This window comes from Paraburkholderia acidicola (assembly GCF_002362315.1).
Taxonomy (GTDB): domain Bacteria; phylum Pseudomonadota; class Gammaproteobacteria; order Burkholderiales; family Burkholderiaceae; genus Paraburkholderia; species Paraburkholderia acidicola.
In genome coordinates this window covers 745,708-758,949 of record NZ_MTZV01000004.1, presented here as the reverse complement: position 1 = coordinate 758,949, position 13,242 = coordinate 745,708, and the positions used below count along the sequence as shown (strand labels likewise).

At 59.1% G+C, this 13,242-nt stretch carries 13 protein-coding genes and 1 tRNA gene; 8 read left to right on the top strand and 6 right to left on the bottom strand.

Annotated features, from left to right (window positions below; translation table 11 throughout):
• Positions 1 to 2: 2 nt before the first annotated feature.
• The 8 genes from BWP39_RS32090 to BWP39_RS13630 all read left to right on the top strand — a co-directional run bounded on the left by BWP39_RS32090 (position 3) and on the right by BWP39_RS13630 (position 8,573).
• Positions 3 to 1,160, top strand: a complete 1,158-nt coding sequence (locus tag BWP39_RS32090) for a ribosomal protein L7/L12 (protein WP_207556805.1) — start codon at positions 3 to 5, stop codon at positions 1,158 to 1,160.
• Positions 1,161 to 1,269: 109 nt separating this feature from the next.
• The gene (locus tag BWP39_RS13660; protein WP_096720953.1) at positions 1,270 to 1,995 is read left to right on the top strand and encodes a haloacid dehalogenase type II; all 726 of its coding nucleotides are present in this window, start codon (positions 1,270 to 1,272) and stop codon (positions 1,993 to 1,995) included.
• Between the two features lie 416 nt (positions 1,996 to 2,411).
• Positions 2,412 to 3,083, top strand: coding sequence for a CsgG/HfaB family protein (locus BWP39_RS13655; RefSeq protein ID WP_170043872.1), 672 nt, complete (start codon positions 2,412 to 2,414; stop codon positions 3,081 to 3,083).
• A 43-nt stretch (positions 3,084 to 3,126) separates the two neighbouring features.
• Complete coding sequence (locus BWP39_RS13650) at positions 3,127 to 3,498, top strand: DUF4810 domain-containing protein (protein WP_096720949.1); 372 nt, start codon at positions 3,127 to 3,129, stop codon at positions 3,496 to 3,498.
• 10 nt (positions 3,499 to 3,508) lie between these two features.
• Positions 3,509 to 4,186, top strand: a complete 678-nt coding sequence (locus tag BWP39_RS13645; protein ID WP_096720947.1) for a DUF799 domain-containing protein — start codon at positions 3,509 to 3,511, stop codon at positions 4,184 to 4,186.
• A gap of 565 nt (positions 4,187 to 4,751) precedes the next feature.
• The gene (locus tag BWP39_RS13640) at positions 4,752 to 5,216 is read left to right on the top strand and encodes a hypothetical protein (RefSeq protein WP_207556804.1); all 465 of its coding nucleotides are present in this window, start codon (positions 4,752 to 4,754) and stop codon (positions 5,214 to 5,216) included.
• 28 nt (positions 5,217 to 5,244) lie between these two features.
• On the top strand, positions 5,245 to 6,129 hold the full coding sequence (locus BWP39_RS13635; RefSeq protein WP_096720945.1) for a hypothetical protein: 885 nt from the start codon (positions 5,245 to 5,247) through the stop codon (positions 6,127 to 6,129).
• Between the two features lie 440 nt (positions 6,130 to 6,569).
• Entirely contained in the window at positions 6,570 to 8,573 is a 2,004-nt protein-coding gene (locus BWP39_RS13630) for a right-handed parallel beta-helix repeat-containing protein (RefSeq protein WP_133116872.1), read from the top strand.
• A gap of 231 nt (positions 8,574 to 8,804) precedes the next feature.
• Here the strand turns inward: BWP39_RS13630 and BWP39_RS13625 are convergent.
• From BWP39_RS13625 to tolR, 6 genes are all read right to left on the bottom strand, one after another.
• Positions 8,805 to 8,880: transfer RNA gene (locus tag BWP39_RS13625), tRNA-Lys, on the bottom strand.
• A 232-nt stretch (positions 8,881 to 9,112) separates the two neighbouring features.
• Entirely contained in the window at positions 9,113 to 9,868 is a 756-nt protein-coding gene (gene ybgF, locus BWP39_RS13620; RefSeq protein ID WP_096720941.1) for a tol-pal system protein YbgF, read from the bottom strand.
• Between the two features lie 21 nt (positions 9,869 to 9,889).
• Positions 9,890 to 10,402 carry a peptidoglycan-associated lipoprotein Pal gene (gene pal, locus BWP39_RS13615; RefSeq protein WP_096720939.1) on the bottom strand — a complete coding sequence of 171 codons (513 nt, stop codon included), beginning with the start codon at positions 10,400 to 10,402 and terminating at the stop codon, positions 9,890 to 9,892.
• A gap of 19 nt (positions 10,403 to 10,421) precedes the next feature.
• Entirely contained in the window at positions 10,422 to 11,714 is a 1,293-nt protein-coding gene (gene tolB / locus BWP39_RS13610; protein ID WP_096720937.1) for a Tol-Pal system beta propeller repeat protein TolB, read from the bottom strand.
• Between the two features lie 113 nt (positions 11,715 to 11,827).
• Positions 11,828 to 12,799 (bottom strand): cell envelope integrity protein TolA, encoded by a 972-nt coding sequence (gene tolA, locus BWP39_RS13605; RefSeq protein WP_096720935.1) that lies wholly within the window; start codon positions 12,797 to 12,799, stop codon positions 11,828 to 11,830.
• Complete coding sequence (gene tolR, locus BWP39_RS13600) at positions 12,796 to 13,242, bottom strand: protein TolR (protein ID WP_096720933.1); 447 nt, start codon at positions 13,240 to 13,242, stop codon at positions 12,796 to 12,798. The genes tolA and tolR overlap by 4 nt, the downstream gene beginning before the upstream one ends.

Below are 13,242 nucleotides of genomic sequence, written 5' to 3'. Positions count from 1 at the left end.
GCATGGAAGCGCTCATAGTGCTCGTTGTTCTGGTTGTCGTGGGCCTGGCCATTTTTCTGTCGATCCGGCGCGCGACGAAACGGGTGCGGACGATTCAACGTGAGTTCGAGTCGACGGTAAATACCAGTTTCACCAACAACAGTGCGTTTCAGTCGCAGATCAACGCGGCGGTTGCCGACGCGCTCGCAAAAGCTTCTTCATCGGGGACTACCGCAGGCGCAGGGCTCAGTGCCGCGGCCGTTGCCGATCTGTTCGCGAAGGCAACTGCATCAGGGACGGCCGCGGGTGCGGAGTCCAGCACCGGGACATCGATCGATCTGTCGATGCTTGGTGTGGCAGAAGTGCTGTCGGTATTGTCGTTCGTGCCGGGCAACCCGGAGGCGCAACTCGAACTCGACGCGATCGGGGCGCCCAAGCGTCGGGTGACGATGACCGTGCCGGACGGCGCATCCGTCACGCGCGGCGACCGGCTCTACGTCGTGCTCGATGCGAACGATCCGTCGAAGGTCTCGCTCGCGCCCGCATCGCTGACCGGCGGACAGACGCTGCCGGAAGGGACGAATCGCCTCGATGCACTGGTGCTCGGACCGCAGATCCTGCGTGCCGGCGACAAGGCGAAGGGTGTCGTGAAGTCGGCGGAATCGATGCCGCTCGGCAATGCGTTGCTCGAGTCGCGCGGCATCAGCAAATGGCATCTGGAAATCGAAGTCACTCCAGAGCGCGCCTGGCCCTATCGCGCGGAACTGACCACCACCTTGTCGACACCCGAGAAGGTTGCGCGCATCGCGCACGCCGGTGCGGAACTGCCGCTGCGGGTCGATCCCAACGATCCCAAGACCATCGCGATCGACCCGATCGAAATGGGTTACGGCGATCCTTATGAAGCGTTGAAATCGCCGGGACCGTTCGTCACTACGAAAGTAACCCGCTTCACCACCACCGGTCCGACGAGCGGGCACACGGTGATCCTGATGGACGCTGGGCGCAACAAGATCAGCGTGATCAAGGAAGTGCGCGAACTGATGGGCCTGGATTTGAAAGACGCGAAGGATCTTGTCGAATCTGCGCCGCAAAAACTGAAGGACTTTGCGTCGACCGACGAGGTGGAAGCGGCGCGACGGCGTCTTGAAAGTGCGGGTGCGACGGTGGTCGTGGTCTAGCGATCGGCGCTCCAGCTAATCCCTGCGACGAGCGTGGCTTCGGCAACGTCTGCCGCTGCGGGGCCATACACTGTGATCTCGTCCTGTGAACAACTGGAGGGGACCTGGTATGAATCTCGCCGACTTCGATACGCTGACGTTCGACTGCTACGGAACCTTGATCGACTGGGAGACCGGTATCCTCGAGGGACTGCGGCCTCTTCTGGAGCGCGTGAAGCGACCGCTAACACGCGACCAGGTGCTTGAAGCGCACGCACGGCACGAAGCGTCGCAACAGAACGCCACACCTGCGAAGCGATACCAGGAATTGCTCGCGATCGTCTACAAACGGTTAGCCGAGGAATGGCAGGTCGCGCCCACGCTTGCCGAATGCATTGCGTACGGCAAGTCGATACAGAACTGGCCAGCGTTCGAAGATTCGGCGGGCGCGCTGCAATATCTGAAGAAACACTACAAGCTCGTCATTCTGTCGAACATCGATAACGAGAGCTTTGCTTATAGCAATGCAAAGCTGCAGGTGGAATTCGACGGGGTGATCACCGCCGAGGACGTCGGCTCCTATAAGCCATCGCTACGCAATTTCGAATACCTGCTGGAAAAACTCGGCGATCGTGGCATTCGCAAAGAAAAGATCCTGCATACCGCGGAGAGTCTGTTCCACGATCACAAGCCCGCCAATGAACTGGGTCTCGCGTCGTGCTGGATCAATCGCCGGCACGCGAAGCAGGGGTTCGGTGCAACGCTGAATCCGGGGACGCAGCCGACGTTCGATTTTCGCTTCGATAGCATGGGCGATCTGGTGAAAGCGCATCAGCAGGATTCGCAGCAGCAGTAAGTGCAGACCTTCGATAGCGTACCGCTCGTGCAGCGGCACGCTATCGCGTCGTTGTGCCCTTGAGCACAACCGGCGCCCCGTGCCTCGCAATCTCGCTATTCCTCAATCCGCAGATTCGCTCCGCCTGCCGTCGATTTTGCAATTGTTCACAACGCGATACTGAGCATTTCGGTTACCTTGCACCAGTCTAAAAAACGTCAATAGATCGCCGTTGCCAAGGTTATTTCAAGCGCGCCGATCCTGGACAAGGACAAGAGTCAGGCTGGATCAACAATCACAAGCCGGTTTAACAAACAGGTCGGGTTGCTTGTGGCGCATCGGACAGCGCGGGTGAATGCTGCAAAGAAGGCCACAAAACATCCGAACCATACGCTTAAGCAGTGCGCAGGTTTAGCAAGGAGATCCCTTTGAAAAAATTGAATAGTTACAGCACGCTCATTTCGGCAACAGCGATTGCCATTACCTTGAGTGGTTGCGCAACCGAAGCGTCGCGATCACTACCGGTACCGGTTATCAGCAGCGCGCAAACACCGTTTGCCGGCAAACCAACCGAAATTGCGGTCGGCAAGTTCGACAACCGGTCGAGCTATATGCGCGGCATTTTCTCGGATGGTATCGATCGTCTCGGCGGACAGGCGAAGACGATTCTGATCACCAGCTTGCAACAGAGCCGCCGCTTCAATGTGCTCGATCGCGACAATCTGGATGAGATCAAGCAGGAGGCAGGGTTCCTGAAAAAGGCTCAGGCAGTAAAAGGCGCGAATTTCGTCGTGACCGGGGATGTCACCGAGTTCGGGCGCAAGGAAGTGGGTGATCAGCAACTGTTCGGCATTCTCGGGCGCGGTAAAGAACAGGTCGCGTACGCGAAGGTCAGCCTCAACATCGTCAACACGACGACCTCCGAAGTCGTCCTGTCGAGTCAGGGTGCAGGCGAATACAGCCTGTCGAATCGCGAGATTATCGGCTTCGGCGGAACCGCGGGTTACGACTCCACGCTAAACGGCAAGGTGCTCGATCTGGCAATCCAGGAAGCGGTCAATCATCTCGTCGAACAGGTCGATGCGGGCGCACTCAACACGCCGAAGTAATTCCGCAGTACGTACTTTCTCAATCATCTAATTCAAGAACAACATGCAGACCAGAGTTTCCAGTAAAGGCGCGTGGCTATCGTTTGTTGCAGCGAGCGTTTTGCTAACCGGGTGCGCCACCAACCATTCCACTCCGCCGCTGTATCAATGGGATGGTTATCAACCGCAGGTCTATGAATACTTCAAGGGGCAAACCGATCCGCAGGCGCAGATCGATGCGCTGGAGAAATCGCTGCAGCAGATTCGTGCGAAGGGTAATCGCCCGCCGCCCGGATTCCATGCGCACCTCGGGATGCTGTACGCGAGCGTCGGGAAAGATCAGCAAGCCGCGAGTGAGTTCGAGGCGGAAAAGCAGTCGTTTCCGGAATCGTCGACCTATATGGATTTTTTGCTGAAAAAATCCGCACAACAATAAGAGCGCAGTCATGTTCAAACTGATTTCACTGAAGTTTCTGTCGGCTGCCGCTGTGCTGACCTTGCTTGCTGCGTGCGCGGGGCCGGCGCAGCGTCCCGACTACACCGCATTCAAGAAGAGCCAGCCGCGTTCCGTGCTGGTGCTGCCGCCGATCAACGACACGGCGGATGTGAAGGCAACGTACGGAGTGCTGTCGCAGGTGACGTTGCCGCTTGCCGAGTCCGGGTACTACGTGGTTCCGGTCGCACCGATGGAAGAGACGTTCAAGCACAACGGTCTGACCACGGCGACGGACATCCAGCAGGTCGCTCCAGCGAAGCTTCACGACATCTTCGGTGCCGACGCGGCGCTATATATAAAGGTGACGCAGTACGGCTCGGTCTATACCGTGCTGGACAGCACGACGGTCGTTGCGGCATCGGCGAAGCTCGTCGATCTGAAAACGGGCGACGTGTTGTGGCAGGGAACGGGGCGAGCGACAGGCAAGGAAGTCGGTGCGAATGTCAACCTGACTAGCGGGTTGGGGCTGATCGGGATGCTCGCACAGGCAGCAGTCAAACAGATTGCGCATACGCTAACCGATGACAGCGTCGATGTGGCTGCGCTGACGAGCCAGCGACTGTTGTCTGCCGGGCCGCCGGATGGTCTGTTGTACGGTCCGCGTTCGCCGAAGTTCGGAAGCGATTGATCTGGAGTAGAAGTGTTGTGATGGGGAGAGCCGTAGACGCTTGCGGCCTCCTTTCAGTGTGTTGTGTCTGCGTTTAGGTTAGGGCACAAGAAAGTGGAGCTCAAGGAAGGATGCTCCCAAAAATAATCCTTTAGCGTGAGTGCCTGGCGCTTAGTCATCGCGCATGATTTTACTGAGCGCTCTTAGAAATCCTTTGTCCGTTTAAGTCGGCGCGTGATTCCTCGGCTTTGCGTCCTGCATAAGTCGATGCCGCCAGGAAGTCGTTCTTCTTGTTTTTAGCCGGATTTGTACTCGATTCGCTAAAAAACGAATGCTCAAGAGAAGCTCAAATTTTACGCGTACTGCTCAAGCATTCTGCAAGCTTGGTGAAGTCTGCATCGCGAAAAGTCGCCGATTCTAAAAGTATCGATCTACGAGAATTTCATTCCTTAGTCATCGTCTGTTGTGTATCTTGAAAAGCGGAATCTTAACGAGTGTTGCTCGTTATTAAACTGCAAGCGTCACATCTGAACGATTCGAAAAGATTCCACGTCGCACATTCCATTCAAACCTAGAGGGGGTTTAATTGAAGAACATTCTTCTTGCTTTGGCATTGTCCGTTGCATCCCTTCCCGTGCTGGCCGCCGATGTATGTCAAGGGGGTACCTTGCTGACCGGTACGGTTCTGACTGCGCCCACGTATAAAGCGGGATCGAAACTCAATGGTATCTATCTGGATCACACGCACGTGAGTCTGCAAGGAACCGATGGCCAGGTCTACGACGTCGCAATGGACGACGTGTTCGCCAACGGTTACAAGAAAAACCAGGCTAGCGTGCCGTCGCCGTTGAACCAGATTCTCGTCGGCGATCAGCTCGAACTGTGCGGCGAGCTTTACACCGGCGGTGACGTCGGGATTCACTGGGTCCATACGAACTGCGGCGACACACCGACACCGACCGATCCGAATGGCTGGACCAGGGACCTGTCGCAGCCGGCGCTGGGCAACAATCTCGAGAGCAACGAAACGTACTGCTATCTCTGGCAGTAAACATCGGGCGCAAGGTCAGGCCATCCTCATGAACCCGACGCGTACGCTACTGGTTGCTGCTGGATTCACGGGCATGGTCCTGGCCGCCGTCTATTACACCGCTCGCGGGCCAGCGCCGACGGCGCTTGCCGCTGCTTCAGCGCCTGGCTTGAGAGGCAGCGAGGGCGGTGCTTCGGTTTTTTCGCAGTTTGAGCCGTCGGGTGTGGCAGCGACTGCTGATCAGGTGCGGCCGTCCTTGATCGGTAGCAGCGGGCGGATAGTCGATCTGGGCGGGAAAACTGTTGCGCAGTACGTTGCGCAATACGAAGGTGCCGCGCGTCTTGGTGACGCGGATTCCGCCTATAAGGTTTATCTGGCCGAGTCGCTTTGTGCAGCCGGTTCTAGTCAACGCGATATGGAGCAGGGCGATCATGCTTCATCTGCGGCGTCTGCTGCGCATGCCGACGCCGCGCATCTATGCGCAGCGGTCACACCTGCTGAAGTCCAGGAGCGTCTGAAATTTCTCGCGCTTGCTGCGCGCACAGGTCAAGCGGGCGCACAGGTCGATTTCTTTCTGGAAGGCCCCGACGGGACGGGAAAAATTCCGTCAACGGGAAGTGATCCCGCGAGCCCGGATGTCAAACGCTGGAAAGACGACGCACTCGATCATCTAAAGGATGCGGCCGGACAGTGCGATCCACTTGCGGCAGGATTACTTGCCACGAGTTATAGCTCAGGGAAGTTCAATGCGCAGGACTCCTCGCAGGCCATTGCGTTCGATTTGCTGGCGGCAGCGACCGGGAACGGCAAATGGTCTCGTGAGCGGCTGCAGGCACAGTTTGGCGCCGGTATGAAAGCCGGCGCGTTTGATGCAGCTTATGCGGACGGAGTTCAGGCCGCGCGTGAGGCTTGTCCGCAGGCTAAGGTTCAGTGACGCCTCGCCCAATCCACTCGAAAGCGAAAACATCCAACGCGTCTTCGTCGTGCATCTTGAGCACCACGCCGAGTTACCGCGATAAGCCATCGGTCCGGACTTCGCTATGCAGGTCACCGGGACACTCACACGATCGTGACGGCTTTTGCCGCACGCATCGTGACTACAACCGCTCATTGCCAACGACGCAATCGATTCAGATCCTGCGGCCACGTGCTTTGACAGCCTGGCCATGGCTACCCGCTGTGCGCGCGGCATTCTCCCAGATGAGCGGCCTCGATCTTTTCACCCGGCTGTTCACAGTAGCAACGCAGACAGGGCACGGACTCATGAAGAGTTCGGACGTACGCGCAATTTCGTGGCGCAGTTTGTCAACGGGAAAACGCGCCGCAAGTACTGCCATAAGGCGGTGAAAACTGCAGGACGACAGAGGAGATACGATGAAAAGTTCAAAGCGTGGATTGGCAGTGCCAGGCACAGACATCGCAGGTACGAAAACATCCAACGGACCCAGTCGAAGGTCGTTCCTGATCGGCTCGGCAGTCGTTGGAGCGGTCGCCGGATCCGCGATCGCCTGGCCCGTGTTCGCTCAAGCGGTGGGTGGCCTTCGGCAACGCACACGCCTGGCAGACGACTCACAGACGTTCACGGTTGTCAGAAATGGGAGCGACACGTCGGTAATCCAGAAGCAACTGGATGCGGCGGCCGCGAGCGTTACCAGCGGTGTTGCCACGGTAATCGTGCCCTACGACGGCAGTGACTGGTTAACCAAACCGCTGTTTATTGGCTGGCATACGCCGGTTGATCCGTTTCGGACCGGTGCTGTGACGCTGCACCTCATCTTTGAGCCTGGCGTTGTCGTCCGCGCGAACCTGCCCGAGTTCGCCGCAGGGTCGCGAATGATCACGATCGGCGGTCACAAGAGCGCCCAACTAACAAGCACAAACCACGGCTACAGCGCGTGGGGTATCGTCATCTCGGGGTACGGAGCCTTCCTCGATGGCAATGATCCTGATCACACGCTGGACAGCAACGAGGAGTACCAGCAGAACAGCGCCATCTTCCTTGCCAGCGCCGGCAATGTGCTGGTTGAAGGGCTCACGCTTCAGAACACGCCTGGCGACGGCATCGAGATAGAGTCTGTGAAGAACAACGCCGACATCAACAACTATAGCGGCGGTGCCGGCGGCACCAATCCTGTCCATGTAATCAATGTCAGCTGTCACAACAACGGTCGCAACGGTATGTCGGTTTGCGCGGTGGACGGGTTGCTGGTCACCGGTTGCTCGTTCACAGGCGCCAGCTCTGCTGGCCACGCTGGCCCGAATGCGGGCATCGATTTCGAGCCGGACCGTGGATGGATTTACGGCGTAAACGATGGCACCCTCGGACACGAATACGGGCGGCTGGCAGACATCCTGATCCAGGACTGCGTCATGGAGAACAATGTCAACTGTGGTGTGCAGTTGCAGGCGGCGCACCTGAAGACCGCGACGTCGGTGCCGGACATAGACATTACCCTTGATCGCGTCATGCTCGGTGCCCAGCAACGCCCTCTCACAGCGGGTCAGAACCAGACCTATCCGAACTTCCTTGTCGCCGGCGACGGACGGAGCGTCATTGGCGGAAAACTTACCCTGCAGAACTCATTGATTGCGACGGCGCCTGTTCAACGCAGCATGCTGGTTGCCAACAACTGGTCGGGTGGACCGTCGGCTAGTGCAGGCACCCAGCCCACCCATGGCATCCTGCTCTCGCTGACCAATTCCGTGTGCATCGACTGGAACAATTCTCTCGACGCGGCCGGAGACCACGTGATCGACATTTCCGCTGATGACTACGACAACGGAGGGCCTATGGACTGTAACCGGGCGCCCTGCGTAGCGATGGGCTACGGCCACGTCGAGTTCAATAACTTCCTTGTCGTCACCAACGTCAGCGAGCCTTTTCTGGTCACTACCGACGCGCCCAATACTCCGGCGAGCGCGGGTGCCGCGAACCTCACGGGTACGCTGCATGTCGTCGATCCGAAGGGAGGCATCGTGTCCATCGGCAAGAACTCGGTGAATACCGCCTTCACCCAGAATCCTGCAACCGCCATGCCGAACACGACCGTCACCATGAGCATGACGCCGAGTCAGGTTCCTGTCGGCCAGCCGATCAAGCTGACGGTGACCAGAACAGGCGGTGACCTGAGCAGGCCTCTGGCCGTAACCTACGCGCTGAGCGGTACTGCCAAAGAGCGCTACGACTACGATGGGCTGCCAGGTGTCGTCGTCATCCCTGCGGGTGAGACTTCTCAAACGGTGAGCTTCACCGCGCGGCGAATCGACTCCGGTACGGACTCCCGCTCTGTGACCGTTACGCTGACCCCGACCCCTGCGGTGTCTACCTACACACTTGCATCGGGATCATCCATCCAGGCGACAGCGCTGATCAGCTGAGGTGTCAGGTATTCCGGCAGCGTCGCGCGAGCGCCGGGTAGACGTCACAGATCACGGAGGAGCTACCATGAGTTGCTGGAGCTTCTCCGGTTTTTTTGAAGGCGACCATCGATTTGCAGTCCTTGTGTCATTGACCTTGAAGGACGAACTGAACAAATTCCTGGGCAAGTAATTCGATATGCAAAAATGAAAAGGGCTTACATGCATTCGCATGTAAGCCCTCGAATCTTTTGGTAGGCCGTACGTGACTCGAACACGTGACCAACGGATTAAAAGTCCGCTGCTCTACCAACTGAGCTAACGACCCAAAAACAGAAGCGGAATTATAGCGGGAGCCGCGCTGAAGTGTCAACCTGACCCTCGGCAACGACCACAGAAGCCCAATAAGAAAAGCCCGAAGCATGAACTACATGCTCCGGGCTTTTCAGCGAGAGGCGCGTGTGATGATGACGTCCAGCACTACGCGTTGCGCTTTCGTACGACTGGCCGATGGATGGTGCAAAACAAACCGGCCAGCCGCACGAGGCGCCTCCTACTTGCTACTTGATCTGCGACAACTTCTCCTGCGCCGACTGCGCAACGTCCGAACCGCTGTATTGCGCGACGATCTGCTCGAGGGTCTTCTTTGCCGCGGCCTTCTGACCTTGTTCGAGCTGATTGTTCGCAATGGCCAGCAGTGCGTCTGCCGCGCGCGGATGCTGCGGGTAATTCTTCACGACACCCATCCACGTCGCCGTCGATCCCTTGTAGTCGCGCAATGCATACAGCGCGTTGCCGAGCCAGAACTGCGCAGTCGGCTGGTAGGGGCTCTGCGGATACTTCGCGATGAAGCTGCGAAACGATGAGGCCGCGGTCTTGAAGTCGCCGGCACGGAACTGCTGTGATGCCGCGTTGAACGCATCCGTTTCACCAGGCTGCACGGTGCCCTGCACGCCGTCGACAGTCTGCTGCTGCGGCTCGAACTTCTTCAGCCGGCCATCGAGGTCGGTGTAGTAGTCCTTCTGCTGCTTCTGCAGTGTCGTCAGCTGGTTCGCCATGTCCTCGTTCTGTCCGCGCAATGTCGCGACCTGCTGGTTGAGCTGGTCGAGACGGTTGGACTGATCGAGGATCGTGCGTTGTGCAGCGGACAGCTGGCTCGACAGGCTGTCGGTCTTCGTGCGCAGGTCGAGAATCGCCTGGCGGGCCTGGTCGTCGTCGAAGATGCCCGCGTGCGCAGGCACGGTCACGAGGACCATGCCCGCTGCACAGGCGGCCGCGGCTGTGGCAATTCGCAGCCGGAAGAAACGATGCGTCATACGGCTTATCACCCGTTGCGATTACTGTTGATACACGAGGTTAGCACGGCGGTTCTGGGCCCACGACGATTCGTCATGACCCGTCGCTTGCGGCTTTTCCTTGCCGAGGCTCACAGCTTCCATCTGCGAATCCTGCACGCCGAGCAGCGACAGCGCGCGACGCACAGCTTCAGCACGCTTCTGGCCCAGTGCCAGGTTGTACTCGCTCGTGCCGCGTTCGTCGGTATTGCCCTGGATCAGCACGTGACGTTCCGGATGGCTCTTCAGATATTGTGCATGTGCCTGCAGCAGCGGCTGGTAGTCATCCTTCACCGAGTAGGCGTCGAAGTCGAAGTACACGCTGCGCTTGGCGAGCGGGCTGTTCGGATCATTCAGCGGATCGACGTTGACCTGAGCCACATCGGTCGGGTTCGGTTGCGTCGTCTGGACCGCGCCACCCTTGTTGGCGTTGTCGTCGAGCTTCACGCCCGAATGACACGCTGCCAGTGCACCGACCATCAGGACCGCAAATGCGATACGAAGTTTGGACATCATTTTTAACTCTCCTTGTGTGTTATTGCATAAACGGGCCCCAGGACGGCTCGCGTACGCTACCGCCCTGAACGGACAGGACCTGCCGGGTGCGACCATCGGTCGACACTGCCGCCAACACGCCACGGCCGTTCACCTGAGTGGCGTAAAGAATGTACTGACCATTCGCCGCGAAGCTCGGCGATTCGTCATGTGTGGTGTCGGTGAGCCCGGTTGCAACGCCGGACTGCAGATCCTGCACGTATAGCTTGAATGCGCCGCCGACGCGCGAGATATAGGCAAGCTGCTTGCCGTCCGAACTCACGCGCGGGCTCGTGTTGTAGTTGCCCGTGAACGTCACGCGCTGCGCGCCACCGGCGCTTTCGCCCTGGGCGGACATGCGGTAGATCTGCGGCGCGCCGCCGCGGTCGCTCGTGAAGTAGATGGATTGTCCGTCGGGAGAGAAGGCAGGTTCGGTATCGATCGAGGTGCCTTGCGTCAACCGGCGCAGGCCGCTGCCGTCCGCGTTGACGGCGAAGATCTGTGTATTGCCGGTGCGCGACAGTGCGACGGCGAGCGTGCGACCATCAGGCGACCATGCCGGGGCACTGTTGTTGCCCTTCTGATCCGATACCACTACGCGACGACCGGTAGGCAGGTCGTGGATATAGACGATCGGCTTCTTCTTTTCAAACGATACGTAGGCGACCTTCGTACCGTCCGGCGACCATGCCGGCGAAATGATCGGCTCGGGGCTCGACAGCGCGATGTGCGCGTCCTGTCCGTCCGAATCGGAGATCTGCAACTGGTAGCGACCACCGGTCTTGATCACGTATGACAGGCGCGTGGCAAACACACCGCGCGAGCCCATCAGCTTCGCATAGATGTAGTCGGCGACCTTGTGCGCGCTCATGCGCAGTCCGCTCGCGGGACTGACCAGCACGAGCCCACCAAGGCTTTGCTGCTTGACCGTGTCGTACAGTTTAAAACGCACTTCATATTGACCGTTCGCGAGCTGGTTCACGCTGCCTGCAACGAACGCGTCCGCGCCCTTGGCCTTCCAGCTGCCGAGGTCGACTGAATCGTTTTCGGAGATGGGCGCGCTGCCTGCATCGACATTGGTGAATTTGCCGCTGCGTTGCAGATCCTGACGCACGATTGTGCTGATCTGCTGAGGGGAATTCGTCTCATTCGCAAAATTCGCGGTGGCGATCGGGAACTGCGTCGACCCGACACCGGTTACCAGGACGTTGAGTTGTGCGTGCGCAGCGCTTCCTGCCGCAATCAGGCACGACGCGACCAGTGTCCGCAGGCCTAGCTTGGTCATCAAACTCATGCTTTATCGATTCCCAAAAAAACAGATGATCTAACAGATTACGACAGCAGACAGACCCGCAAACGCCCGAATCGTTCCCCGGAACGCCATGTGGGCCGGGGCGCGGGCTGCTGTCAGGCTGCCGGACGCAATGTAATCGTAAAGCTCGCCGGTGTTTTGCCGTTCGTATCGAGCGGCATTGGATCGGAGCGCTGAACCGCCCGCAAAGCCGCGTCGTCCCATTGCGCATTGCCGCTACTACGCGTGATCGTCGCGCTCAGCAGCGTGCCAGTGGGCGCACAACGTACTGCAACTACCGTTTCAAGACCCTGCGTATCGCCGGCCCACACGATGTTCGGCCGTACGCGTCGCTGCACCTTCTCAGCATAGCCCGCTGACGCAGCCGAGCCACCCGAGCCACTGCCGGTGCCGCTCTTCGCAAGGCCATCGCCGCTCGAAGCGTCGCCGCCACCGGCCAGCCCCTGCATCTGAGCAAGCCGCGCGCGCCGTTCCTGATCGAGCTTCTTCGTCTGCTGCGCATCCGTTTTAGCCTTCGCGAGCTTATCCGCATCGGCTTTCTTCTTTGCGTCGGTCTGCGCCTGCTTCAACTGATCCTGCTTCTGCTGCTCGGCCAGTTGTTGCTGCCGCAGCTTGTCGGCCTGCTGCTGTTGCTGCTTCTGCTTTGCATCGGCGGCTTTCTGCGCGGCCAGTTGTGCTGCCTGCGCGGCAAGTTGCTGCTGACGTTGTGCCTGCGCTTCCTGATCGGCCTGCTGCTTCTGCCGTTGCTGCTCGGCGAGCTGCGCCTGACGTGCGGCTTCCTGTTGCTGGCGTTTCTTTTCCTGCAGCGCAATGTCCGCTTCGGTGTTGTCGACCGGCGGCGGAGCAACCTTGATGGGCGGCGTCACGACAGGGCGCGGCAATGCGGTGTCGGGCACTTCGGTCCACAGTTCGGCTTCGGCGCCTGCGGGCGTGCTGTTCTGCCACTGGATGCCGTGATACAGGAAGTACCCGAGCAACAGATGCATCACCACCGCAAGCGCAATAGCACGTCCTGTGCCGCGTTCACGCGGCGGCTGGAGCGGGTACGAGGATTCCTGGCGTTTCATTGCGATTTGACGAGCAACCCGACGCGCTTGACGCCGCGGGCCTTCAGGTCGGACATCACGTTCATCACGACTTCATACTTCACGGTTTTATCCGCGGCGATCACGACCGGCTGATCCGGATGGGTTTGCGCGCGATCGGTGATGAAGCCGTTCAGGTCGGCCCGCGTCATGTTTTCCTGCTGGGTCGCGCCGCCATCGTCCTTGTACTTGACGTTCATGTTGCCATCGGCGCGGATGTTGACGACGACCGGCGGCGTCTGCTGCTGGGGCGCGGCACCACCGACGGTCGGCAAATTAACAATTGACGGCGCGACGAGCGGGGCGGTCACCATGAAGATCACGAGCAGCACGAGCATCACGTCGATATACGGCACGACGTTGATGTCGGCCATCGCGCGGCGCGTACGGCTACCGCGCATGCTGGATGACGAGGAACCGGCCAT